Source organism: Mycobacterium hippophais, assembly GCF_027529605.1.
GTDB lineage: Bacteria > Actinomycetota > Actinomycetes > Mycobacteriales > Mycobacteriaceae > Mycobacterium > Mycobacterium arseniciresistens.
In genome coordinates, this window is the sequence record NZ_JAPZPY010000007.1 from 195,561 (window position 1) to 219,431 (window position 23,871).

The following is a 23,871-nucleotide window of genomic DNA, read 5'->3' on the forward strand; positions in this document are numbered from 1 at the left end:
TCAGATCTCCTCGCGTCGGCTGCCGAAGAAGAACTCTGCGGCGTTGTGGTGGAGGTAGTTGTCGAGCACGTCGGGCGGCAGGTCCAGCGCCAGCGCCTCGGGAACCACGCGGCTCTGGCGCAGCACCGGCCAGTCGGAGGCGAAGATGACCTTGTCGCGGCCGCGGGTGCGCATGTAGTGCAACAGGCTGTCGGGCAATCGTTTCGGCGACCAGGCCGACGTCATCAACCGGAGGTTGCGGTATTTGATGAGCAGCCGGATGGCGACGTCCCACCACGGATCGGCGCCGTGGATCATGCAGAGCTTCAGTTCGGGGAACCGCACGCACACCCGGTCGAGGTGGATCGGGTGCTGCGCCTCTCCGGGGATGGGCGGGCCGGGGATGCCGGTGTTGACGCACAGCGGCAGTTCGAGCTCCGCGCATTTGGCGTACAGCGGGTAGTACACGGCGTCGCTGGGCGGGTACATTCCGTCGCCCCAGAAGCTCGGTCCGACAACGGCGTACGCCACCGGTAGGTCACGCGCCGCGGCGGACAACTCGCGCAGGGCGGGGACCGGGCGCAGCAGGTCGATTCCCCCGATCGCCAGCGCGAACCTGTCCGGCCGCTCCGCCACGAACTTGCGGGCCGTCACCGACGGTGTGCGCAGGTTGTCCATCAGGATCGCCTTGACAACGCCGTGGGCGTCCATCTCGTCGAGCAGCTGCGGCAGGTCGACCGGATCGTAGAGCGAGGACGGCCCCTTGAAGTAGTCGTCGCGGACCTTGAGCATGAAGTCGGGCTGCTTGGCCGTCTCGCCGAAGTGCACGTTGACCAGGCAGTCGATCACCTCAGGCCTGGCGTCTCCGGTCATGACGGGCTCGCAACGGCGGCGCGCTGCGCCACTTCGGTTCTGGCCCAGCGGTAGTCGGCCTTGCCGTTGCCGAGCCGACGCACCCGCTCGACGGCGAGGAACTCCTTGGGCGCCTTGAACCGGGCCAGCTGCTCGACGCAGGCGGCGTGCAGCGCCGCCGCGTCGACGGTGACACCGGGATGGGCTTGGACCAGGGCGACGATCTCCTGGCCCCAGCGCTCGCTGTCCCGGCCGACCACGACCGCGTCGGCGACACCGGGCTGGATCCGCAGCACCGCCTCCACCTCCTCCACGAACACCTTCTCCCCTCCGGTGTTCACGACGAGCGAGTCGCGGCCGAACAGCCGCATGGTGCCGTCGGGTTCGAGTGCGGCGCGATCCCCCGACACCACCACCCGCTGCCCTTCGACCACCGGGAACGTCCGCCGGGTCGCCTCGGGGTCGTCGAAATAGCCCAGCGGTATCCGGCCGGTGCGCACCACCCAGCCGACGGTGTCCTCGCCGGGTGACACGAACCGGGTGAGGTCGTCGGAGGCGATCGTGCCACCGACCCGCAGGTCGAACGTGTCCCGGCTGCTGCCCTGGCTGCTGTGGCCGAACGCCACGTTGCCCGTCTCCGAGGAGCCGTAGCCGTTGATCAGGGTGAGCTGCGGCAACAGGTCCAGCAGCGCAGCACGGTGTTTCGGGTTGGTCGCGGCGCCGCCGGTGCCGATCGCGTACAGCGCCGACAGGTCGTAGTGACGCCGCTTCAGCTCCTCGATCAGCGGTGCGGCGTAGGCGTCACCGACCATCGTCATCAGGCCGACTTTCTCCCGCTCGGCGGTCTCCCACACCGTCTTCGGATCGAACCTCGTCCGGTCGTCGTAGACGACGACGGTCTGACCGGCCAGCGCCCCCGAGAAGACGGTCCACAGCCCGGCGGCGTGCATCAGCGGGGATACGGCGAACCAGGGTGCCCCAGGGCTGCCGCTCACCCGCTCGTGGATCTCGGCGACCGATTCGTGGTCGGCCCCCACCATCGACGACACGTAGGAGTCGCTCTGCCGCCACAGCACGCCTTTCGGCCTGCCCGTCGTTCCACCTGTGCAGTACATGATCAGGTCGTCCGGCGAACCGGCGATACGGCGTTCCGGATCGCCCTGCGCCAGCGCCTGTTCGAGCGGCACCGCGCCGGCGAGGTCGGACACGTCGCTGCCGTCGTCCACCGCGACGAGCAGGTCGACACCCGCCGGGGGCAGCACGTCGGCGAACTTGGCGCCCAGCGAACGGTGGTAGACGACGGCTCTGGGCTTGACGTAGTCGAGGAGTTCGGCCACTTCGCGCGGTGAGTAGTTGTGGTTGACATTCACCGGGACGCAGCGTGCCTTGAGTGCGCCCACCACCATCTCGGGGTAGCGGTCGTTGTACATGATCAGCGCGACGCGATCCTGGCCGCACTCCCAGTTGTCCAGTGCATCCCGCTCGCAGTGGGCGCCGAAGCCCCTGTCGGCGAGGAAGTTCGCGAACCGCCGGCTGTTGTCCGCCATCTCGCGGTAGGTGGTGCGGCGGTCACCGCAGACCGTCATGGTGCGGTCACCGACGGCGTCGGCGACGGCGTCGACGACGTCGCCTATCGTCCACTCGGCCATGACGGCGGTCAGGCGTTCGCTGTGACGTCGGCGCCGAGAAGGGTGAGCGCGTTGTCGCGCATCACCTTCCGGGTGTCCTCGGCGCTGAACTCGGGGAACTGCGGGATGTCGGCGGTGAAGGTCATCGGATCGGCGAGGCCCTCGCCGTGCGGCCAGTCCGATCCGAACAGGATCTTGTCCACACCGATGGTCTCGGCGAGCAGCTTCACGTCGTCCTCGTAGTAGGGGGCGATCCAGACGTTGTTGCGCAGCTGCTCCACCGGGTTTTCCCTGAAGTGGTGGGGCGCGGTGTTGGCGGCCTTCTTCAGTCGCTTGATCAGCCGGTGGACGAAGTAGGAGCCGTTCTCGATGCTGGCGACCCGCAGGGTGGGATGCCGGGTGAAGACCTGGTGGACGATCATCGAGGCCATCGAGTCGTGGATGGCGCGGTCGTCGAGCAGTACCTGGTCGAGGGGGTCCTTCTTGCCGAAGCCCTCGAACGTCGCCTTGCCACCCCAGAGCGCCGCGATCGCCAGATAGCCGCTGTCGGACAGGTGGAAGACCACCGGCACACCGGCTTCGGCCAGCCGCGCCCACACCGGATCGTGCGCCGGGTCGCCGAGCGAGCGCGGCTTGACCACACCGGGCACCGGGGCGGGCCGCACGCAGACGATCTTGGCGCCACGGCCGAGGACGAACTCCACCTCCTCGACCGCCTTCTGCGGGTCGGCCAGCGAGATGATCGGCGCCGACAGGAAGCGGTGGTCGGGACGGTCGAAGCCCCAGTCCTCGTCGAGCCACAGGTTGAACGCGTGCACCGACGCCATGGTGGCGTCGATGTCGTGCTTGAGCGCCTCTTCCACTCCGCACGCGAACGTCGGCAGCATGAACACCGTCTCGAGGTTCTGCCGGTCGAGCACCGCGAGCCGCGCTTCGCGGTTCTGGTACTCGGGGTGATCGGCGAGGCGGTCCACCTTCATCAGCGACGCCGGTTCGACGCCTTCGGGGATCTCGCCGCGGAACAGCAGATCCAGACACCCCGGCTCGATGATCGGGTCGAAGGTGGGGTTCGGGATGAAGTGGTTGACGACGCCACCCATGACGGCGAAGGTGCGCTTGCCCTCGGTGAGCATCTGGACGCCCCTGCGCTTGAACTCCTTGGGCAGGTGCCGGGTGAAGGAGTCGATCGGCTCGTAGTAGTGGTTGTCCACGTCGATGGCGCGGTAGTCCAACGTCATTCGGCTGAGTCCTTTCCGGTGGCTGTCGCCTCGCCCATGGGCGGGAAGTTCGGGGGCCGCTTCTCGAAGAACGCCGTGATGCCCTCGATGAAATCGGGCCGCAGCATCGACTCGTGCATGAGCCGCTCGGACCTCGCGCTGGTCTCCATGACTCCGCTCATGGCATCGCCGTAGAGTTGCTGCTTGATCACCGCCAGCGCGCTCGGCGCACAGTTCGCGGCGATGTCCTCGGCGTAGGCCATCGCGGTCGGCATCAGCTCGCCGGCGGGCACGACGGCCTTGACCAGTCCCAGTTCGGCGGCCTCTTCGGCGTGGAACACCCGGCCGCTCAGCAGCAGGTCCATCGCCGCGCCCCAGCCCACCACGCGCGGCAGGATCCACGAGATCCCGTATTCGGCAATGAGTCCGCGCCTGGCGAACGACGTGGTGAACTTCGCGCCCGCGGCGGCGAACCGCACGTCGCACATCAGCGCCTGGGTGAGCCCGATCCCGGCGCAGGCGCCGTTGACCGCGGCGATGATCGGCGTGCGCAGCGACGTGACGAAGTGTGGGTGGCGTTCACCGACCATCTTCGTGACGTCGGTGTCACCGCCGGTGGAGGCGCCCTCGATCGACGACAGGTCGCCCATGTCGGCGCCCGCGCAGAAGGCCCGCCCGCTGCCCGTCAGCACCACCACCCGGACGGCGGGGTCGGCTTCGGCGGCGTCGAGCGCGGAGTAGAAGCCGGCTGCGAGGCCACCGCCCCAGGCGTTCATCCGCTCCGGCCGGTTGAAGGTCACCACCGCTACGCCGGTGTCGTGGACCTCGTAGCGGACGACGTCGTTGTCGCCGCGCGGGCGATCGGTCACGGCTTCCGCGATGCCCTCGGACGCACCGGCCAAGTCGACCTCCTCGGACGTGTCACCAGCTGGACTAATGGACATACTGTACACCTATCGGTAGCGCCTTCCGCAAGCGCGCGGCGGCCCGCTGCCGGCCCGCCGACCGACCTGTCGGAGCCGCGTGCGAACCGCCAGGACAACTCGTGCCACGTCGACCTCCCTCGTCGATCGGATCCGTCTAGGTGAAGTCGCTGCCGCCGTCGACGTTGACGTTCGCCCCGGTCATGTAGGAGTTGCGACGCGACGCCAGAAACGCTGCCACCGGCCCGACTTCGTCCGGCAGCCCCGCACGCGGCAGGTGCGCGGGGTGACCGAAGTGCTCGTCGATCGCGGACATCAGGGCATACGGGTCGTCACCGTCGACACCGACCGTCGACGCCCAGCCGCGCAGCGCCTCGGTCGCGATGCTGCCCGGCGAGACCACGTTGACCATGATCTCGTCCCTGGCCAGCAGCAGGGACAGATTCTTCGAAATGCTCGTCACCATCGCCTTGGCGGCGGTGTAGGCGGGCAGGATGACGGTCTGCCGTTGCGTCGAGTGCGCGGAGAAGTTGACGATCCTGGCCCACTCGGCGCGGCGCAACAACGGCAGCGCCGCCCGGACGCAATGCACCATGCCCATCGCGCCCTGGTCTACGGCCTCCCGCCACTGCGCGTCGGTCAACTCCTCGAACGTGCCCCGCACGGTCGGCCCGACCGCGTTGATCAGCACGTTGAGGCCGCCGCCCCAGCGCTGCGCCACCGCCTCGAAGATGCGGCCGACGGCGTCGGTGTCGCAGACGTCGCCGGCGAGGGCGACCGCATCGGGGCTGCCCAGTTCTGTCAGCTGCGCCACGGCGCGGTCGAGTGCGGCGGCCGTGCGGCCCACCACCGCGACTCTCGCCCCGTCGGCGGCCATGCACCGGGCGGTTGCCAGGCCCATCCCGCTGCCGCCACCGACCACCACCGCCGTCGCATCGGCGAAGCCGAGATCCACCGCCGCTCACCGCCTCCAGTCGCTGCGCCGCCCGCGACCCGGTCGCGGCGGCCGGTCCCGGCGCACGCGCCGGTCACTGTGTCAAAAACCTTACTAGAGCGCTTACGGTAGCGAGATTGGAACACGTTCACCCGCGCCGCCCGGGAGGCACGCACCGGCCGCGCCGCAACGGGCCGGCGCGCGACGGGAAGGCGACCGGTAAGGTCGACGGTTACGGTTGGACGGCGACACGCAGGCGTACTCGCAGCTCAGGCGGTGGGGACGGGTAGATTCACGTCGACCGACCCGGTGCCGAGGGCTGCATGCGCAGCATCGATGTGTGATGGAGGTGCCCCTCGTGGCAAAGCAGGCGACGGCCGAGAAGCGTCAGCGACGTGAACGGGGTTCGATCAATCCCGAGGACATCATCAGCGGTGCTTTCGAACTCGCCGAACAGGTGTCGATCGACAACCTGAGCATGCCGCTGCTCGGCAAGCATCTGGGTGTCGGTGTCACGAGCATCTACTGGTACTTCCGCAAGAAGGACGACCTGCTCAACGCGATGACCGATCGCGCGCTGCGCCAGATCGTGTTCGAGTCGCCCTATGTCGAGGCGACCAACTGGCGTGAGTCGCTGCACAACCACGCCCACAACATGCGCAAGACGTTTCTGGCCAGTCCCATCCTCTGCGACCTCGTGCTGATCCGCGGCGCGCTGAGTCCCAAGGTGCGCAGGCTCGGCGTTCAGCAGATGGAGAAGGCCATCGCCGAACTCGTCGAGGTCGGGCTGTCCGCGCAGGACGCGTTCGACACCTACTCGGCGGTGTCGGTGCACGTCCGGGGATCGGTGGTGCTCGAGCGGCTCTCGCAGAAGACCCGCGAGCTGCACGAGGGCAGCGGCAGCTTCGACGAACCGTCGGCCATCGACCCGGAGACCACTCCGCTGATCGCCGAGCTGACGGCCAAGGGCCACCGGATCGGTGTGGCCGACGAGACCAACTTCGAGTACGGGCTGAACTGCATCCTCGACAACGCCGGCCGCCTGATCGAGGAGGGCCGCCGGCCCGCGCGCAAAGCGGCCAAGTCCACCGCCAAGGCGGCGACACCGCGCCGCAAGGCGCCGACGCGGCGCGCCTGAGCGACGGCCCGGCGCCGCCTCAGACCTCGACGACGACCGCGCCGCCCTGACCGCCGCCCGCGCACATCGCCGCCACGCCGATCCCGCCGCCGCGCCGTTGCAGCTCGTAGATGAGGGTGGTGACCATGCGCGCGCCCGACGCGGCGATGGGATGGCCGAGGCTGCAACCGCTTCCGGAGAAGTTCACCCTCTCCTCGTCCAGTCCGTACTCGCGGCATGCCGCGATCGGCACCGACGCGAACGCCTCGTTGATCTCCCACAGCGCCACGTCGCCCGGCGACAATCCGGCCCGCTGCAACACCTTTCCGATCACCTTCACGGCGCCGAGGCCGGTGTCGCGCGGCGCGACGCCCGCAGAGGCCCATGCCCGCACCGTCGCCAGCACGGCGAGATTCTCCGCGGCGGCGTAGTCCGCGTCGACCAGGGCCACCGCGGCGGCCGCGTCGTTGGTGCCACTGCTGTTGCCCGCGGTGATCGAGAAGCCCTCGATCTCCGGGTGCAGCACCTTGAGCCCGGCGAGTTTCTCGACGGTGGTGTCACGGCGCGGGTGCTCGTCGACGTGGAAGTCGACGAACGAGCCGTCGGCCTGGGTGACCTTCAGCGAGACGATCTCGTCGAGGAACTTCCCGGCGTCCATCGCGGCGATGGCCCGTTGGTGAGACCGCGCGGCCCACGCATCCATCTCCTCGCGGGTGATGCCGACCGCCTGTGCGGTGTTCCAGCCGACCGTGATCGACATGTCCTTGGCCGGCGCGTCGGGGGTCTCGACGTGCGTCGGCGGCATCCACCGCTCCTCGAACTTCAGCTCGGGACCGGGGATGCGCCAGTTGGTCAGCGGTGTCATCGACAGCGACTGCACGCCGCCGGCGACCAGCGCCCGCTCCATGCCGGATCCGATCTGGGCCGATGCGTTGCCGATCGCGGTGAGGCTGCCCGCGCAGTGCCGGTTCACCGACTGGCCCGGCACCTGCTCCATCCCGGTGGCCGTGGCGGCATACCGGGCGAGATCGCCTCCGCCGTAGTGCGATTCGGCGAAGATGATGTCGTCGAACGCCGCCGGATCCACGCCGGATCGCCGCACCACCTCGGGCAGCACCGTGGTGATGAGGGTCTCGGGCGGCGTGTTGACCAGCGTGCCCTTGAACGATCGGCCGATGGCCGTGCGGGTCGCGCCGACGATGACGGGTGTGCCCATGGTGTCGAACCTCGGTGTGTCGGGCCGCCGCAGCGGCGATACTTGACACAAAAGGTATCAGGTGTAACGGGGGCCGTTCTAGTCCGTATCCGGTTCCGGGACGTGGAAGTGCTCGTCACGCAGCCGGAACGCCTCCTTCGTGCCGTGCTCGGCACGGGTCTTGACGAAGTTGAACTCGCCGGGCGCAAACTGCAGATTCGTGCCGTAGGCGTGGAAGAGGTAGCTCGCCACCTCCTCGCCCTGGTAGACCTGGCTCTGCTCGACCAGCCGGAACGCCTCCTTGGCGATGACCACGCCGTCGGCGGGCATCTTGGCCGCCTTCTCCGCCCAGTACCGTGCCCGCGCGGTGACGGCGGTCGCCGCGCAGGTCTCGGTGAACACGCCGAGGTGCTCGATCGCACCCGCCTCGATGATGTCGCCGGTCAGCAACATCCGGCGGGCCAGCACCGGTCCGAGGCGGTGGAAGAACATGTGCAGGCTGCCCAGCGCCGGTCCGAGGAAGCGGGTGGCGGGCATCCCGATCCTGGTGTCGCGGGCGATCACCGAGATGTCGGTCATCAACGCCATCTCGAACCCGCCGCCGAGCGCGTACCCGCTGACCTCACCGACGGTGACCTTCGGAAAGCCCATCAGGTTGTGGTAGAAGCCGAACGATTTGCGGTCGACGGTCAGCCGCCGGCGCTGACTCGGCCTGCGTGTGGCGCGCTCGTCCGCCGGTGGGCTCGCGCCGTACCACCCGTAGGCGTTGTTCATGTCCGCGCCGGTGGAGAAGACTCCCTCCGCTCCGCGCAGCAGCACGACCGTGAGGTCGTCGTCCTCGGCCACCCGGTCCAGGCAGCGGGCGAGCGCGTCGCGCATCGTCGCGTCGTAGGAGTTCCGCTGCGCGGGATTGTTCAGCGTGATGGTGGCGATCCGCTTCTCCGGGTCGGCCTCGAACAGCACCCGGTCGTCTCCTGCATCCGAAGTCGTCATCGACCGGACTCCTCTCGTTGGGGTGTGGCCGGTCGATGGCGACCCTCGCCGCCGGCGTAGAGCCCGAAGTGCTCGTCGGCGATCAATCTCGCCTCGATGGTCCTGTCCCTGCCGTACTCCAGCGTGTTCCGCCGGGCGGCGGCCAGGTGATTGCCTGCGAGGCGCTCCGCCCGCACGGCATCGCCGTCGACGATGGCGTCGAGCAGCCGCTGGTGATCGCGCAGCGCCGCGCGCATGGTCCGCCGCGCCACCGGTCCTTCACCGTCGTCGCTCCACACCGCCGACTCGTGCGCCGACCAGATGAGTTCGAGCGATCCGATCAGCAGGATCATCGGCTCGTTGCCGCACCGCGCGACGAGGGCTTCGTGAAACCGCCGCGCGTTAGGCACGTAGCGCGACACGTCCTCGAACTGCGCACTCTGCCTGTCGATCTCGGCCTGCAGGTAGGGCACCACCTCGGTCAGCCGGTCGTCACGGGTGGCGCACATCCCGGCACAGATCGGCTCGAGATGCGTGAGCGCGCCGCTGACGTCGGCGGGCGTCGCGGCCCGTGACTGCAGCACCATGCTGATCATGTGCGCGGTCCGCTCGGCGGACGGCAGATGCACCACCGCGCCGCCGACGTTGCCCCGGCGCACCGAGATCAGGCCGTCGGCCTCCAGCATGTGGATCGCCTCGCGCAGCGCGGGTGGGCTCACCCCGAACTCGCCGAAGAGTTGCTCCTGGCTCGGCAGCACGTCGCCCTCCCGCAGCCGTCCGGACAGGATGTCGTCGCGCAGCCGGGACGCCACGATCTCGGCCACCCGCGGCTGGCGTATGCGCGGCACGACCACCTGCCCACATCCCGTCCGTCGTCGGTTCCGTCGAAGCGCTTTCCTTGCTAACTTGTACAAGATAGTAATTGTATTGGCTACTGTAGGGCTAACCGTAACGTTATGGAGAGGCGGGGCGCGGTGAGTCCAGAAGGTGGCACCCCGGCCGAGGGCACCGTCCGCGTGGAACACTCCGGCGCCGTCCTGCGCATCACCATCGAGCGGCCGTCCCGGCGGAATTCGCTCAGCCACACGATGGTCGACACCCTGGTCGACACCCTGACCCGCGCGGCGACCGACGACGCCCTGCGCGCGATACACCTCACCGGAGCGGGCGCGGACTTCTGCACGGGCGCGGACTGGGTCGCGACGAACGAGTCCTCGACGCGACCCCGCACCGGCGACCTGGTCCGGCGGATCCCGCACACCGCGAACCGGGTGGTCGAACTCCTGCACGGCATCCATCTGCCGGTCGTGTGCGGCGTGCGGGGGTGGGCCGTCGGCCTCGGTTGCAATCTGGCACTGGCGGCCGATTTCACCGTCGCCGCCGAGGACGCCACGTTCTGGGAACCCTTCGTCATCCGCGGGTTCTCCCCCGACTCCGGTGCCACCTGGCTGCTCCCCCGCCTGGTCGGACTGGCCAGGGCCAGGCGCATGCTGCTGCTCGGCGAGAAGGTCGACGGTGCCGACGCGGCGCAGTGGGGCATGATCCACCAGGCCGTTCCGCCGGCGGGTCTGGACGACGCCGTCGCGGACCTCCTGGCCAGGCTCACGGCCGGGCCGACGGTGGCGATCGGGCTGGCCAAGCAGGCACTGGGCGCCGCCGGATCCACCGGACTCGCCGAGGCCATGACCCGGGAACTCCACCACCTCGAACTCTCATGCCGCACAACCGACTTCAAGGAGGGGCTGGCGGCGTTCCGAGAGCGCCGTGACCCGGAGTTCCGCGGCCGATGACCATCACCCAGGAAGGGACACCCATGTCCGGCAGGTCCTACGACGACATCAGATACGAGGTCGACGGACACACGGCGACCATCACCCTCGACCGCCCCCAGGCCCTCAACGCGTTGAGCCCGCACATGATCGCCGAACTCCGCTCGGCATACCAGGAGGCGGAGAACGACGACGAGGTGTGGTTGCTCATCGTCACGGGCACCGGCCGGGGTTTCTGCACCGGCGCCGACGTCACCGAGATCCCGGAGGACGGCCGGGTGATCTACGAGCGGCCCTATCTGTCCACCTACGACCAGTGGGAGGCGCCGCAGGAGGGCACGCCGCCGTTTCGCACCATGGCCAAACCGGTGCTCGCCGCCATCAACGGATTGTGTTGCGGCGCAGGACTCGACTGGGTCACCACCGGCGACATCGTGATCGCCTCCGACCAGGCCACCTTCTTCGACCCCCACGTCAGCATCGGCCTGGTCGCCGGGCGCGAGATGGTGCGGCTGGCCCGGGTGCTGCCGCGGAACATCGCACTGCGCACCGCGCTGATGGGCAAGCATGAGCGGATGAGTGCCCAGCGCGCCTACGAACTCGGCATGATCAGCGAGGTCGTCGAGCACGACCAGCTACTCGAACGCGCACACGAGATCGCCGACATCGTGAACTCCAACGCGCCGCTGGCGGTGCGCGGCACCAGGTTGGCGATCCACAAGACGCTCGATCTGCCGCTGCACGAGGCGGAGATCCTCGCCGAGACCTTCCGTGAACGCGTGGTGCGCACCGAGGACGCCGCCGAGGGACCGAAGGCGTTCACGGAGAAGCGGAAACCGAATTGGCAGTGCCGATGACGGGGTCGCCGCACTTCGAGACGATCCTGCTCGACGTCGATGCGGGCGACCACGTCGCCACCATCACGCTGAACCGGCCGGAGCGGCTCAACGCCTTCGATCGCACGATGTGCGAGGAGATGGCGCGCGCCTGGCGGACGGTCAAGCTCGACGACTCGGTGCACGCGGTCGTGCTGCGCGCCGCAGGCGAGCGTGCGTTCTCCGCCGGCCTCGACATCAAGAGCTCCTACGGCCAACCCGACAACGTGTGGAACCACGAAGATCCCGGCGAACTGCTCAGCCCCAAGTGGCAGAAGATGTGGAAGCCGGTGATCTGCGCGGTGCAGGGAATGTGCACCGCAGGCGCCTTCTACTTCGTCAACGAGGCCGACGTGGTGATCTGCTCGACCGAGGCCACGTTCTTCGACTCGCACGTCACCGCGGGCCTGGTATGCGCACTCGAGCCAATCGGCCTGATGCGCAAGGTGGGCCTCGGCGAGACGCTTCGCATCGCGCTGATGGGCAACGACGAACGGGTCGGCGCGCAGACCGCCCTGCGGATCGGACTCGTGACCGAGGTGGTCGACACCGCCGACCTCTGGTCGCGCGCACACGACATCGCCGCCACCATCGCCGCCAAGCCGCCGTCGGCGACCCAGGGCACCGTCAAGGCCATCTGGGAATCACTCGACCGGCCCTACCGGGCGGCGATGGAGCAGGGCCTGATCTACACCCGCCTCGGAAATCCGCTCGGCACCGCCGAACTGGCCGCCCGCGGCACCGTACCCGCCCGTCCGCCCCGAGTGCGCTAGATGCCGCACCCGCTCAGCAGACGGATCGACGACGTACTCGGCCTGCAGGCCGAGTCCGGCGCCGTGGAGTTCGACCGGCAGTGGGTCAGCCGGGGACACCTGCGCGACCTCGCCCGCGGCATCGGAACCCTCGTCTGCAAACACACCGCGCAGCGCCCCGCACAGGTCGGAGTGCTGTTGCGCAACCGCCCCGCGCATGTCGCCGCGCTGCTCGGCGTCCTGATGCGCGAGGCGACCGTCGTGGTGATCAACCCGTCCCGCGGCGACGAACGCACCCGCTCCGACATCGCCGCGCTCTCCCTGCCCGTCGTGATCGGGGAACCGGACGACCTGTCGGCACTGGTGGCGCCCTCGCCGCACACCACGCTCGTCGGGCTGTCCGGCATGGACACCGCGCCGAGGGTCACCGCGGCGGAGAAGGCCGGCGCCACCTGCGAAACCCGGCCGGGCGTCGCGGTGCGGATGCTCACCAGCGGCACCACCGGCCCGCCGAAGCGCGTCGACCTCGGCTACGACATGCTGGCGCACAGCGTGATCGGCGCGGACTTCGAGACGGCGGATGCGCCCACCGCACCGCGCAGCGGCGTCGCGATCGTCAACTCCCCTCTGGTGCACATCGGCGGCGTCTTCCGGGTGTTGTCGTGTATCGCCGAGGCCCGCCCGTTCGTGCTGCTCGAGCGCTTCGACCTGGACCGCTGGGCCGACGCCGTGCGGCGCCACCGGCCCAGGGCCGCCTCGCTGGTGCCCGCCGCGCTGCGCATGGTGCTGCATTCCGATCTGCACCGCGACGACCTCAGCAGCCTGCAGGTGGTCACCTCGGGCACCGCGCCGCTGTCGGCCGACGACGCCGACGCCTTCACCGAGCGATTCGGTGTCCCAGTGCTGACGTCCTACGCCGCCACCGAGTTCGGTGGCGGCGTCGCCGGCTGGACCCTGGCCGACCACCGGCGATTCTGGGCCGCCAAGCGCGGCAGCGTCGGCCGCGCGAACCCGGGTGCGCAGCTGCGTGTCGTCGGTGACGACGGCACCCCGCTGCCGCCCGGCGATCCCGGGGTCCTCGAGGTCAGACCGGCACAGCTCCGTCCCGAAGCCGGCTGGGTCCGCACCACAGACCTCGCCCGCATCGACGCCGACGGGTTCCTGTGGATAGTCGGACGGGCCGACCAGGCGATCATCCGCGGCGGCTTCAAGGTCATGCCCGACGACGTGCGCACCGCGCTGGAGCGCCATCCCGACGTCGCAGGCGCGACCGTGGTCGGCAGGCCCGACGACCGGCTCGGCGAGACCCCGGTCGCGATGGTCGAGCTGCGCGATCGGCGCAGCACCGACACCGCCGCTCTCACGCGGTATCTGTCGGACAGGCTGGCGCGTTACGAGATTCCCACCGAGATCGTGGTGGTGGACGCGATCCCGCGCACACCGTCGGGCAAGGCCGACCTCGCCGCCGTCCGCCGGTTCTTCGGCTCCCCCGCCGGCACCGAGCGCGACGATGCCGGTTGACCCGCAGACGGTCCCCGCGCTGCTGCGCCGACAGGCACGGCTGCGCGGGACACACCCGCTGCTGGTCTGCGACGACGACCGGCTGACCTACGCCGAGGCCGCTGACCGGTCGGCCCGGCTGAGCCGCGGCCTCATCGGGCTCGGCGCCGGCAAGGGCACACACGTCGGCGTGCTGTATCCGAACGGCCCCGGCTTCGTCGTCGCCGCGCTGGCCGCCGCCCGCATCGGCGCGACGGTGGTGCCGTTCTCCACCTTCGTCACGGCCCGCGAACTCGGCGACCAACTGCGTCACAGCGACGTCTCGATCCTGCTGTCCGCAACGGCATACCGGTCCCACGACTACCGCGAACGGCTCGCCGCGGTGTTGACAGGCGAAACCGCAGGCCGGACAACGGATCTGTTCGATCCCGCGGTGCCCAACCTGCGGCACGCGGTCTTCGGCCCGCAGTCGCCGGACACGACCGTCGGTCCGGTGGACCACACGCTGCTCGCGGCGATGGAGGACGACGTCGACGGAAGCGATCCGCTGGCGATTGTGTACACCTCGGGGTCGACCGGCGCCCCCAAGGGCGCCGTGCACACCCATGCCGCGCTGCTCGGCCACCAGCACAACCTCAACGCGGTCCGCCGCTACACCGCCGACGACACGCTGTTCTGCAACTCGCCGTTCTTCTGGATCGGCGGCTTCGCCTTTGCCCTGCTGGCCACGGTGGCCGCAGGCGCCACCCTGGTGTGCTCCAACGCCGAGGACGCCGGCGTCACCCTCGACCTCATCGAACGCGAATCACCCACGCTGACCAACGGTTTCGCCGCCGGAATCGCCCACCTGGCGCGGCATCCGAGCTTCGCCGGCCGCAACCTGTCGGGGCTGCGCCGGGGCAACCTCTACCCGATCATGGCGCCCGAGGTGCGGCCCACCGACCCCGAACTGCGCCACAACATGCTCGGGATGACCGAGGCCGGCGGCGTGGTGCTGCTCAGCGACGACGACACCGACCAACCGGAACACCGCCGCGGTTCGTTCGGCAGGCCGGCGCCCGGATTCGACATCCAGGTGGTCGATCCCGGCACCGCCGCGGCCGTCGGGACCGGCGAATCCGGCGAGCTGTGGATCCGCGGGCCCTACCTGATGCAGCACTACCACCGCCGCAGCCGGGAGGACAGTTTCGAAGCCGACGGATGGTTCCGCACCGGCGACCTGGTGCGCACCGACGCCGACGGATTCGTGTACTACCTCGGCCGGCTCGGGGCGATGATCAAGACCGCGGGCGCCAACGTCGCTCCCGCCGAGGTCGAGCGGGCCATCGCCAGAGTCACCGGTGTGCCCGCGCACGTGATCGGCATCCCCGATGCCGACCGCGGCCAGCTCGTCGCCGCCGTGCTCACCCCGGACCCCGGTGTCGAGGTCGACGAGGCCGGCCTCGCGCGCCGCCTGACCGCCGAACTGTCCAGCTACAAGATCCCGCGCCGGGTCGTGGTGCTGCCCCGCGGCGAGGTGCCGCTGCTGCCGAGCGGAAAGGTCGACGTCGGCGGCCTTGCGGAATTCTTCCGATGACACAGACGATCGACCACGTGCTGCGCGGCCACGCAGCCGGATGCCCGGACCGGCCCGCGGTGATCGACCCGACCACCCGCCTGACCTACGCCGATCTCGATTCTGAGACAGCCGAACTCGCGACGAGGTTGATTCTGGCCGGTGTCACCAAGGGCACCCGGGTCGGGCTGATCATGCCCAACAGTGCCCGGTGGGTGGCCGTCGCGACGGCACTCACCCGGATCGGAGCGGTCCTCGTACCGTTGAGCACGCTGCTGAGCGCGCCCGAACTCCTCGCCCAGCTGCGCACCGCAGCCGTTCGGTTCCTCCTCACGGTCGAGGAGTTCCGCGGCCACCGCTACCTGGACGGGCTCCGGTCGGAAGTCGACCTGCCGGACGACCTGAGCGGCCCTCTGCGATCAACGGAACTGCCTGCGCTGCGCAGCATCTGGACCATCGACCGACTCGACGAGGTCAACGACGCCACGGGGCGCGCAACGAGCATGGTGGCGGCCATGGCCGGTGCCGTCGAGCCGAGCGACCCGCTGGTGATCCTGTTCACCTCCGGCAGCAGCGGCGCGCCGAAGGCGGTGATCCACTCGCACGGCAACGCGCTGTCCGCCGCGCGGTCCGGACTGAGCGCCAGGTGCATCGGCGCCGACACCCGGCTCTACCTGCCGATGCCGTTCTTCTGGGTGGGCGGATTCGGCAGCGGCGTCATCTCGGCGCTGGTCGCCGGCGCCACCCTGGTGACCGAGCAGATCCCGCGCCCCGAAACGACGCTGGCGCTGCTGGAGCGCGAGCGCGTCACGCTCTTTCGCGGTTGGCCCGAGCAGGCGGAGGCGCTGGCGCGGGCGTCGGCGGCGGGACAGGCGGACCTCTCGGCGCTGCGGCCGGGCAGCCTGGAGGCGCTGCTGGCGCCGGAGCTCCACGCCGAGCCGGGTGCCCGTGCCCGGCTGTTCGGCATGACCGAATCCTTCGGCCCGTACAGCGGCTATCCGGCCGACACCGACATGCCTCGTCCGCAGTGGGGCAGCTGCGGACGCCCGTTCGACGGGATGACGGTGCGCATCGCCGACCCGTCGACCGGTGCGGTGGTACCGGACGGGACAACGGGCGTGATCCAGATCCGCGGGCCGCACATCATGCGGGGGATGTGCCGGCGCAGCCGCGGGGAGCTGTTCACCCCCGACGGCTGGTATGACACCGGCGATCTCGGCCACCTCGACGACGCCGGATTTCTCTTCTACCACGGCCGCGTCGACGACATGTTCAAGGTCAGCGGCGCCACCGTCTACCCCGCAGAGGTCGAACGGGCCCTGCGTGCCGTCGACGGCGTGCGGCTCGCGGCGGTCACCAACGTGCTCGACGACCGCGTCGGGGCCGCCGTGGTGTGCGACCCCGCAACGATGACCGTCGGGCGACTCGCCGCGGCGCTCCGGAAGTCATTGAGCGCCTTCAAGGTGCCGACGGTGTGGGTGTTGTTGGACTCCGACGACGCGGTCCCTCGGCTGGCGTCGGGCAAGGTCGACGTGCGCGGACTACGAACGCTCCTGGAAGGTGAGGCGGACACATGAGAACCAAGGGCGCACTGCTGTGGGACTTCCACCAGCCGTGGTCGGTCGAGCCGATCGACATCGGCGACCCCCGTGCGGGTGAGGTGAAGGTCCGGCTGGAGACCGCCGGTCTGTGCCACTCCGATCACCACCTCGTCACCGGCGACATCCCGGCGGCGGGCTTTCCGATCCTCGGCGGGCACGAGGGCGCCGGCGTGGTCATCGAAATCGGCCCGGGGGTGCACGATCTGGAGGTGGGCGACCACGTGGTGATGTCGTTCATCCCGTCGTGCGGCACGTGTCCGCCGTGCCGGAGCGGACTGCGCAACCTGTGCGATCTCGGGGCCGGCCTGCTGTCGGGGGCGTCGGTGTCCGACGGCACCTTCCGCATCCAGGCGGGCGGGACGGACGTGACCGCGATGTCGCTGCTCGGCACCTTCGCGCCCTACGTCGTGGTGCACCGAAGCTCGGTGGTTCCGATCGATCCCGCGATCCCGTTCGAGGTGGCCTGCCTGGTCGGCTGCGGCGTGACGACGGGATACGGCTCGGCGGTCCACACCGCCGAGGTGCGGCCGGGCGAGGACGTGGCGATCGTCGGCGTCGGTGGCGTGGGAACGGCGGCGCTGCAGGCCACGGCCCTGTCGGGTGCGCGCAGGATCTTCGCGGTGGACCCGGTGGAGTGGAAGCGGGACCAGGCGCGGCGCTTCGGCGCCACGCACACCTATCCGGACCTGGCGTCCGCGGCCGCCGGCATCGCCGAGGCGACCGAAGGGGTGATGTGCCGCAAGGTGATCGTCACCGTCGGACGCGCCGAGGGCGCAGACGTCGACTCGTGGCTCGCGCTCACGGCGAAGGCAGGCACCTGCGTGGTCACCGCGATGGGAGATGTCCTGGCGAACGACGTCACGATGAACGTCGCACTCCTCACCCTGCTGCAGAAGAGTCTGCGCGGCAGCATCTTCGGCGGCGCCAACCCGCAGCACGACATCCCGGAGGTGCTCGCCCTCTACCGTGCGGGCCGCCTGGACCTCGACGGGATGGTCACCCGCGAGTACCCGCTCGAACAGATCAACGAGGGCTACCGCGACATGCTCGAGGGCCGCAACATCCGCGGCGTCATCCGGTTCACCGACGCGGACTGGTGACGCGCGGGCGGTCGGTGCGGGCAGTAGTCATGTCAGTGCCGGCCCGATGGTGGTGTTCCAGGACTCCTGCATCTCGGACTCGAACAGGCCCCAGGTGTGGGAGCCCTCGGGGCGCACGATGTAGGTGACCGGGACACCGGCGGCGGCAGCGGCATCGGCGAAGATCCGGGTGCTGTCGAACACCACGCGTTCGATGAACCCGCCGGTGATGTTCGGACCGAACCCCGGTGGGAGCCGGTCGACCGCGCCGACGCCGCCGCTGGCCGAGGCCGCGACATACACCGCGGTGCCCTTGAGCTTCGCGACGTTCCTCGTCGGGTCGTGGGCGATCCACTCCGGTCCGCCCGGGGGACCCCACATCGCCTCGGCGCTCTGGCCGCCGGTGCCCAGCGTCAGCGACACCTGCTGGACATTGTCTGCCGGGTTCAGCAGACCGCTGTAGGACCCCACCGCCTGGAACAGCCCCGGCGCCTGCACGGCGTAGTCGAGGGCCGTGCCGCCGGTGCTCGACAGTCCGCCGACCGCGTTACGGCCGTTGGTGTCGTACTCGGCGTTGATCAGCGGCGGCAGTTCCCGCGTCATGTAGGTCTGGTACTGCTTGCCCGGGTCGCTGACCCAGTTGGTCCACCAACTGAACTGACCGCCGAGGGGAGAGACGACGTTGACGTTCCGGTCGGCGAAGAAGCCCTGGATGTCGGTCATGCCGAACCAGCTCTTGCCGCCGGGAGCGATGCCGCCGCCGGCGATGTCGTCGCCGCCGTCGATGCCGGGCAGCAGGTAGAACGTCGGCGCACCCGCCTCGGGCGCCTTGAACACGTCGTTGACGATCACCTTGTTCATCGACGGCGAGAAGACCGAGACCTTGTCCCAGCGCTCGTTGACGTGCTCGACGCCGGTGATGTGGGCGCCCCCGGGCGTCGGCTGACCGGCGGCGGTCGGGGCGAGAAGCAGTGAAAGCACCGAGGTCAGCACCATGGCCATCGCGCTTCTGAACGGGCTCTTCCTGACGCCTCCGACTTCGTCCCTTGCGCGTTGATGAGCGAATCTGGTGTGCACTGCACCCCTCTGCTGTCGACGTCCGGTCATGGTCGCCGTCGACTGTGCACGATCGATCCGCGCCGCCGCATGAGGTGTTCACCGCATATTGGCCCCGATCGTGAGCCGCGCGACCGCGCTGCGCCGCAGCATCTCTGACACTTCTCGAGCGCACGCGAGCTAGCTGAACTAAGCTTCCGACCGCATCCTGACCCGACGACGGTTGCTGATGCCCGCGGCCGGCCTGCCCGTGCGCTGTCGAGCAGTGTGCACGGCCGAATGGCCGCGGCGCATGGGGCTTTCACCTCATGTTCGCCTGTGACCGCACGGCCTCGGATGCCGTGGCCCCGCGACGGGAGTGACGTGGCCTCGAAGGACCGACTACTCGAGCGTGATGCGGTGTTGGCGGAGCTCGACCGCCTGCAACGAGCGACCGCACGAGGTAGCGGGCGGCTGCTGTTGCTCCGTGGGGAGGCCGGCATCGGCAAGACCACCACGATCGGACGATTCGTCGCCGGGCTGGGCGGCCCGCTGCGCGTGACGCACGGCTGGTGTGACGCCGTGACAGCGCCGCGGCCGTTGGGCCCGCTGATCGACATGCTCGCCGACATCTCTGGCGAGCGGGCGACAGCACTGCGAGCGGCCATCGAAACGGGTGACATCGAGGCGGTCTACGCGGGACTGCTCGGGTTGTTCGGTAACGAGACCGCGTGGGTGTGGGTCGTCGAAGACGTGCACTGGGCCGATGGCGCAACGCTTGATCTCCTTCGCTTTCTGGTTCGCCGGATCGATTCGCTGCCACTGCTGCTGGTGGTCTCCTATCGCGACGATGAAATCGGCGACCAGCATCCACTGGCGATGTTGCTCGGAGATGTGGCGACCTCGCCGGTGGTGACCCGTATCGGGCTGCAACCGTTGAGCGTGTCAGCAGTGGGCGAGCTGTCTACCGGAAGCGGGATCAACGCCGAGGAGCTGCATCGTCTCACCGCAGGCAATCCCTTCTACGTCACCGAGGTGCTCGCCGCAGGCTCAGGCGCGATGACGCCTGAGGCGTTGCCTCGCAGCGTCTCCGAGGCGGTGTGGGGTCGGTTGGCGCGGTTGACGACAGTGGGCCGAGAGACCGCGCATGCGACTGCGGTCTGCGGCCCGCGCGCCGATCCCGTTCTGGTGCAGCGGGTGTGCCCCGCGGCGGAGGACGGTCTGCCGGAATGCCTCAACGCCGGTGTCCTGGTGGCCGACGCGCAGACCGTCGGCTTTCGCCACGAACTCGCACGACGGGCCGCCCTCGAGCAGATTCCCGCCTACCGACGGCGGGAATTGCACAGGCAGGCAATGACGGTGCTCGCGGAGCCACCGACCGACCCGGACGTACTCAGCGCCCTGACCTTTCACGCCGACCAGGCAGAGGACTACGAGGCGGTCATCACCCACGGGCCCGCAGCAGCCGAGCGGGCGTCTGCACTGGGAGCGAATCGTGAGGCCGCGAAGCTCTACGCTTTGACGCTGCGCCACGCTGACGCCGTCCCCGATGAGCGGCGGGTGATCTGGCTCGAGAACCACGCTCTGAGCAGTCATCTGAGCGGACTCCCCGACGCCGCGGTGAGCTCGTTCCGAGCTGCTGCCGCGCTGCGCCACGCGCTCGGTGACCGGCTCGACGAGGCGGCCGATCTGCGCAATCTGTCCTACATCCTGTGGCTGCTCGGGCGCACGACCGAGGCCCTCGAAGCCGGCCAGGCGTCGCTGCACCTGCTCGAGGGCGGGGAGTCCTGTCAACAGCTTGCCTGGTCGTTGGGCAACATGGCCGACCTGACCGCAGGCGCGTATGACGCCCGCTGCCCGGATTTCGCGGCGCGCGCCATCGCGGTCGGCACCGAACTGGGGAACAGCGCCGTCGTCGTGCGGGCTCGAAGTGTCGTCGCCATAGCCGGTGTGCTGCGCGACGGCACCGGCTGGGACGAACTCGAGGAGGCCTGGCGCAGCGCCAAGGTTCTCGACGAGGCGGCACTACATGCCGGTCCGATCGCGGCGGGGATGTGCTGGTTCGCCGCGCTGCACCAACAGCTCGAGCGCGCCGACGCCTACATCGGCGAAACGTCCGCATTCTGCGAGGCTCACGATCTGGGAGCGTTTCAGGTGTTCGCCACGGGTGCGGCCGCCCTGGCTGCCCTGCACCGCGGAGAGTGGGACCGTGCCCTCGCCTACGCGGACGACGTACTCACCCGCCCGTCTCTGGCGGCGATGCACCGGGTGCTGCCACTGGTGAGCATGGGTCTGGTGCGGGCACGGCGCGGGGAACAACACGCCACCGGCCTGCACGACGAGACCCTCGCCGCCGCCGACCCTGACAATCTCTTCCTCCTCGGACTCGTGTGGGTGGCCCGCGCCGAAGCGGCGTGGCTGGCCGGCGACGACGACACCGCCCGGGCTACGGCGCTCGCCGGGTTGGCCGTGGCCACCGAGCGCGCCGACCCGTGGCTGGTCGGCGGTCTTCGGCGCTGGGCACATCTGACCGGCGGCCTGCTCGACGATGCACCGACACTCGACACCATCACTCCCTTCCGGCTGGAGGTCGGCGGGGACTGGACATCAGCCGCCGCCGAGTGGACCCGCCTCGGATGCCCCTACGACGCGGCGGTGGCCCAACTCGGCGGCGACATCGCCGACGTGGAGGCGGCACTGGACACTTTCCGCCGGCTCGGCGCACGGGCCGCCGCCCGTCGTGCACAGCAGCGCCTGGCTCGACTACGCGGCCGCGACTCGGATACCCGGCGCAAGGCCACGATTGCCGACCCGTACGGGCTGACACCGCGCGAGCGCGACGTGCTCGAACTCGTCGCCGCCGGACACAGTGACGCCGGCATCGCCGCGGAACTGTTCATCAGTCCGAAGACCGCCAACCGGCACGTCGGTGCCATCCTCGCCAAGCTGGGCGTCCGAAATCGCACACAGGCAGCGGCTTACGCCCACCAGCGCCCTGCGTCGTCGTCGCCGTGACCCCGGCTCGACGGCGGACGTATCCGTCTAGGGTGCGGTGTGCGGCACCGGACCCTGAACACCCGGGGGGCACGGCGAGGGAAGGAACAGGCCGTAGCACCAGCCCGGCGGAATGGGCGGCCCGGGCTTGAACCCCATGCCCGGGGGCGGTCCGGGCGGGTTCGGTCCGTCCCAGATGTTCTGCGCGACGTTGCCCTGCCCGTGGTAGACGAACCAGTACTCGTGGCAGATGCTCTCGTCCCAGCGCACCGGGTTGACCCTCTTGTTTCCGGTTTCCACCGGTGGATCCCCCGGGCACCATTGATGGGGGCCGCCCGGAGGGGTCTGGGCGCCGGCGACACCGGCGGACAGTCCCAGACCGGCGGCGGCAATGGTGGCCGACATCAGGGCTCCCGCGATGAGCCGCTTTCGCTGGTGAGTGGTCATGGCAAGTTCCCTCTCGTCGTGCGCCGCAGTCGGCCTCGTCCACGCCGAGTCGACAGTGGTGCGAGCGCTACCGATCCCAACCAAGCCGCCATCGGAGAGGGTGGCAGTGCCGGCGCGCGTTGTGTCGGTATTCTGCGAGGTCGACGCAAGCCGGCGCATGAGGTGATCACCCCATATTCGGAGCCCCGGCCAGGCCCGGGAAAACCGTCACACGATCTGTCGACGCCGTAGGTCGGCGATGTCGGCGGCGCCGTAGCCGATCTCACCGAGGATCTCGTCGGTGTGCTCGCCCAGCAGCGGTGCCCGCCGGCGGATCGTGCCGGGCGTCGCGGACATCCGGAACGGTGTGTCGAGGATCGGCACGTCGCGCGCTGCGCCGGGGAACGGGACGCGCCGCAGATAACCCATCGCCTCAACATGCGGGTCATCGAGCACGTCCTGAGTCGAGTGCAGCGGAGCCGCAGGTAGTTTCGCGGATTCGAGCAGCGCGAGCACCTCGGTCTTGGTCTTGTCCGCACACCACGCCGACATCAGGTCGTTGAGGACGTCGCCGTGTTTCCACCGCTTGTCGTCGTCGGCGAACCGCGGATCGTCGAACAGGTCCTCCCGGCCCATCAGCCGGCACCACCGCTTGAACATCGGCTGCCCGGCCACCTGCAGCAGCACCCAGCCGTCGTCGGCGGTGCGGTACAGGTCGCACGGCGCCACCGACGCACCCTGGTTCCCCATCCGGGGTTTGTCGGTGCCGAGCAGTTCGCGCTCGATCAGGAACGCATTGGACAGCATCATCGCGGTCGGCAGCAACGCACCCTCCACGTGTTGGCCCTGCCCCGTGCGCTCGCGGTGATACAGCGCCATCATCACACCGATGGTCAGGGTCAGCGCCGTGCCGAAGTCGGCGTAGGGCACGACGGTCCGGATGGGCATGTCGGGCAGTCCCTGCCGGTACACCGCGCCCGACATCACCTGTCCGGCGCCGTCGAAACCGATGCGGTCGCTGTAGGGACCGCCCTCGCCGTAGGCGGTGCCACTGGCCAGGATGATGTCGGGCCGGACGGCGCGCAGCGTCTCGTAGTCCAGCCCGTTGGCGCGCATGCCCGCCGCGGGCATGTTCGCGACGACGATGTCGGCGTCCGCCACCAGCGTGCGGGTGATCTGCGTGCCGGCGTCGGTGGTGGTGTCCAGCGTCAGCGAGCGTTTGTTGCGGTTGCACTGCAGGAAGGTGCCGCCCTCACCGCTCTCGGTGACCGCCTGCACCCAACGGTCCTCGCCGCCTTCGCGTTTCTCGATACGGATGACGTCGGCGCCCATGTCGGCCAGCAGTGCGCTGCACCACGGCGCGGCGATGAACCGGCCGAAGTCGAGCACCCGCACGCCGTCGAGGACACCCATCACGTACCCCTCTTGACCGCGAGCAGACACGAATTCGCACGGAACAGCTCCGCGT

At 69.6% G+C, this 23,871-nt stretch carries 20 protein-coding genes; 9 read left to right on the forward strand and 11 right to left on the reverse strand.

From position 1 onward, the window contains the following. The 5 genes from O6P37_RS16850 to O6P37_RS16870 all read right to left on the reverse strand — a co-directional run bounded on the left by O6P37_RS16850 (window position 1) and on the right by O6P37_RS16870 (window position 5,554). A complete protein-coding gene (locus tag O6P37_RS16850; RefSeq protein ID WP_269895154.1) occupies window positions 1-852 on the reverse strand; it encodes an amidohydrolase family protein in 852 nt (283 codons plus the stop codon). Then, complete coding sequence (locus tag O6P37_RS16855; protein WP_269895155.1) at window positions 849-2,480, reverse strand: acyl-CoA synthetase; 1,632 nt, start codon at window positions 2,478-2,480, stop codon at window positions 849-851. The genes O6P37_RS16850 and O6P37_RS16855 overlap by 4 nt, the downstream gene beginning before the upstream one ends. Window positions 2,481-2,488: 8 nt before the next feature. Further along, a complete protein-coding gene (locus O6P37_RS16860; protein ID WP_269895156.1) occupies window positions 2,489-3,697 on the reverse strand; it encodes an amidohydrolase family protein in 1,209 nt (402 codons plus the stop codon). After that, window positions 3,694-4,545: an enoyl-CoA hydratase gene (locus O6P37_RS16865; protein ID WP_269895220.1), complete on the reverse strand. Its 852-nt coding sequence runs from the start codon at window positions 4,543-4,545 to the stop codon at window positions 3,694-3,696. The genes O6P37_RS16860 and O6P37_RS16865 overlap by 4 nt, the downstream gene beginning before the upstream one ends. A 211-nt stretch (window positions 4,546-4,756) precedes the next feature. Then, window positions 4,757-5,554, reverse strand: coding sequence for an SDR family NAD(P)-dependent oxidoreductase (locus tag O6P37_RS16870; protein WP_269895157.1), 798 nt, complete (start codon window positions 5,552-5,554; stop codon window positions 4,757-4,759). Window positions 5,555-5,876: 322 nt separating this feature from the next. Here O6P37_RS16870 and O6P37_RS16875 point away from each other — a divergent pair, with 322 nt between their 5' ends. Further along, window positions 5,877-6,671 (forward strand): TetR/AcrR family transcriptional regulator, encoded by a 795-nt coding sequence (locus tag O6P37_RS16875; protein WP_269895158.1) that lies wholly within the window; start codon window positions 5,877-5,879, stop codon window positions 6,669-6,671. 19 nt (window positions 6,672-6,690) lie between these two features. Here O6P37_RS16875 and O6P37_RS16880 read toward each other — a convergent pair whose 3' ends face one another. The 3 genes from O6P37_RS16880 to O6P37_RS16890 all read right to left on the reverse strand — a co-directional run bounded on the left by O6P37_RS16880 (window position 6,691) and on the right by O6P37_RS16890 (window position 9,671). Next, the gene (locus tag O6P37_RS16880) at window positions 6,691-7,866 is read right to left on the reverse strand and encodes a thiolase family protein (RefSeq protein ID WP_269895159.1); all 1,176 of its coding nucleotides are present in this window, start codon (window positions 7,864-7,866) and stop codon (window positions 6,691-6,693) included. A gap of 78 nt (window positions 7,867-7,944) precedes the next feature. After that, complete coding sequence (locus O6P37_RS16885) at window positions 7,945-8,838, reverse strand: enoyl-CoA hydratase/isomerase family protein (RefSeq protein WP_269895160.1); 894 nt, start codon at window positions 8,836-8,838, stop codon at window positions 7,945-7,947. Continuing rightward, complete coding sequence (locus O6P37_RS16890; protein WP_269895161.1) at window positions 8,835-9,671, reverse strand: FadR/GntR family transcriptional regulator; 837 nt, start codon at window positions 9,669-9,671, stop codon at window positions 8,835-8,837. Before O6P37_RS16890 ends, O6P37_RS16885 begins: the two co-directional genes overlap by 4 nt. 102 nt (window positions 9,672-9,773) lie before the next feature. Here O6P37_RS16890 and O6P37_RS16895 point away from each other — a divergent pair, with 102 nt between their 5' ends. The 7 genes from O6P37_RS16895 to O6P37_RS16925 are packed head-to-tail and all read left to right on the forward strand — an operon-like array spanning window position 9,774 to window position 17,969. Beyond that, window positions 9,774-10,607 carry an enoyl-CoA hydratase-related protein gene (locus tag O6P37_RS16895; protein WP_269895162.1) on the forward strand — a complete coding sequence of 278 codons (834 nt, stop codon included), beginning with the start codon at window positions 9,774-9,776 and terminating at the stop codon, window positions 10,605-10,607. A gap of 23 nt (window positions 10,608-10,630) precedes the next feature. Then, window positions 10,631-11,443, forward strand: a complete 813-nt coding sequence (locus tag O6P37_RS16900) for an enoyl-CoA hydratase/isomerase family protein (RefSeq protein ID WP_269895221.1) — start codon at window positions 10,631-10,633, stop codon at window positions 11,441-11,443. Further along, window positions 11,440-12,234, forward strand: coding sequence for an enoyl-CoA hydratase/isomerase family protein (locus O6P37_RS16905; RefSeq protein WP_269895163.1), 795 nt, complete (start codon window positions 11,440-11,442; stop codon window positions 12,232-12,234). The genes O6P37_RS16900 and O6P37_RS16905 overlap by 4 nt, the downstream gene beginning before the upstream one ends. Continuing rightward, window positions 12,235-13,734, forward strand: coding sequence for a class I adenylate-forming enzyme family protein (locus O6P37_RS16910; RefSeq protein ID WP_269895164.1), 1,500 nt, complete (start codon window positions 12,235-12,237; stop codon window positions 13,732-13,734). Next, on the forward strand, window positions 13,724-15,289 hold the full coding sequence (locus O6P37_RS16915; RefSeq protein WP_269895165.1) for a class I adenylate-forming enzyme family protein: 1,566 nt from the start codon (window positions 13,724-13,726) through the stop codon (window positions 15,287-15,289). The genes O6P37_RS16910 and O6P37_RS16915 overlap by 11 nt, the downstream gene beginning before the upstream one ends. Next, window positions 15,286-16,845, forward strand: coding sequence for a class I adenylate-forming enzyme family protein (locus tag O6P37_RS16920; protein WP_269895166.1), 1,560 nt, complete (start codon window positions 15,286-15,288; stop codon window positions 16,843-16,845). The genes O6P37_RS16915 and O6P37_RS16920 overlap by 4 nt, the downstream gene beginning before the upstream one ends. Then, the gene (locus tag O6P37_RS16925; RefSeq protein WP_269895167.1) at window positions 16,842-17,969 is read left to right on the forward strand and encodes an NDMA-dependent alcohol dehydrogenase; all 1,128 of its coding nucleotides are present in this window, start codon (window positions 16,842-16,844) and stop codon (window positions 17,967-17,969) included. Before O6P37_RS16920 ends, O6P37_RS16925 begins: the two co-directional genes overlap by 4 nt. Window positions 17,970-17,996: 27 nt before the next feature. On the opposite strand, the gene O6P37_RS16930 is transcribed toward O6P37_RS16925, so the two are convergent. After that, window positions 17,997-18,950: an alpha/beta hydrolase gene (locus O6P37_RS16930; RefSeq protein ID WP_269895168.1), complete on the reverse strand. Its 954-nt coding sequence runs from the start codon at window positions 18,948-18,950 to the stop codon at window positions 17,997-17,999. A gap of 417 nt (window positions 18,951-19,367) precedes the next feature. Here O6P37_RS16930 and O6P37_RS16935 point away from each other — a divergent pair, with 417 nt between their 5' ends. Beyond that, the gene (locus tag O6P37_RS16935) at window positions 19,368-21,998 is read left to right on the forward strand and encodes an ATP-binding protein (protein WP_269895169.1); all 2,631 of its coding nucleotides are present in this window, start codon (window positions 19,368-19,370) and stop codon (window positions 21,996-21,998) included. 27 nt (window positions 21,999-22,025) lie between these two features. On the opposite strand, the gene O6P37_RS16940 is transcribed toward O6P37_RS16935, so the two are convergent. Together O6P37_RS16940 and O6P37_RS16945 are read right to left on the reverse strand one after the other, a co-directional pair. After that, window positions 22,026-22,424, reverse strand: coding sequence for a hypothetical protein (locus O6P37_RS16940; RefSeq protein WP_269895170.1), 399 nt, complete (start codon window positions 22,422-22,424; stop codon window positions 22,026-22,028). Window positions 22,425-22,631: 207 nt separating this feature from the next. After that, on the reverse strand, window positions 22,632-23,816 hold the full coding sequence (locus tag O6P37_RS16945) for a CaiB/BaiF CoA transferase family protein (protein ID WP_269895171.1): 1,185 nt from the start codon (window positions 23,814-23,816) through the stop codon (window positions 22,632-22,634). Window positions 23,817-23,871: the final 55 nt, after the last annotated feature.

Coding starts and splice junctions, on each gene's coding strand:
- O6P37_RS16850 (WP_269895154.1), bottom strand. CDS start 852: ATGACCGGAGACGCCAGGCCTGAGGTGATCGACTGCCTGGTCAACGTG.
- O6P37_RS16855 (WP_269895155.1), bottom strand. CDS start 2,480: ATGGCCGAGTGGACGATAGGCGACGTCGTCGACGCCGTCGCCGACGCC.
- O6P37_RS16860 (WP_269895156.1), bottom strand. CDS start 3,697: ATGACGTTGGACTACCGCGCCATCGACGTGGACAACCACTACTACGAG.
- O6P37_RS16875 (WP_269895158.1), top strand. CDS start 5,877: ATGGAGGTGCCCCTCGTGGCAAAGCAGGCGACGGCCGAGAAGCGTCAG.
- O6P37_RS16880 (WP_269895159.1), bottom strand. CDS start 7,866: ATGGGCACACCCGTCATCGTCGGCGCGACCCGCACGGCCATCGGCCGA.
- O6P37_RS16885 (WP_269895160.1), bottom strand. CDS start 8,838: ATGACGACTTCGGATGCAGGAGACGACCGGGTGCTGTTCGAGGCCGAC.
- O6P37_RS16895 (WP_269895162.1), top strand. CDS start 9,774: ATGGAGAGGCGGGGCGCGGTGAGTCCAGAAGGTGGCACCCCGGCCGAG.
- O6P37_RS16900 (WP_269895221.1), top strand. CDS start 10,631: ATGTCCGGCAGGTCCTACGACGACATCAGATACGAGGTCGACGGACAC.
- O6P37_RS16905 (WP_269895163.1), top strand. CDS start 11,440: ATGACGGGGTCGCCGCACTTCGAGACGATCCTGCTCGACGTCGATGCG.
- O6P37_RS16910 (WP_269895164.1), top strand. CDS start 12,235: ATGCCGCACCCGCTCAGCAGACGGATCGACGACGTACTCGGCCTGCAG.
- O6P37_RS16915 (WP_269895165.1), top strand. CDS start 13,724: ATGCCGGTTGACCCGCAGACGGTCCCCGCGCTGCTGCGCCGACAGGCA.
- O6P37_RS16920 (WP_269895166.1), top strand. CDS start 15,286: ATGACACAGACGATCGACCACGTGCTGCGCGGCCACGCAGCCGGATGC.
- O6P37_RS16925 (WP_269895167.1), top strand. CDS start 16,842: ATGAGAACCAAGGGCGCACTGCTGTGGGACTTCCACCAGCCGTGGTCG.
- O6P37_RS16930 (WP_269895168.1), bottom strand. CDS start 18,950: ATGGCCATGGTGCTGACCTCGGTGCTTTCACTGCTTCTCGCCCCGACC.
- O6P37_RS16940 (WP_269895170.1), bottom strand. CDS start 22,424: ATGACCACTCACCAGCGAAAGCGGCTCATCGCGGGAGCCCTGATGTCG.
- O6P37_RS16945 (WP_269895171.1), bottom strand. CDS start 23,816: ATGGGTGTCCTCGACGGCGTGCGGGTGCTCGACTTCGGCCGGTTCATC.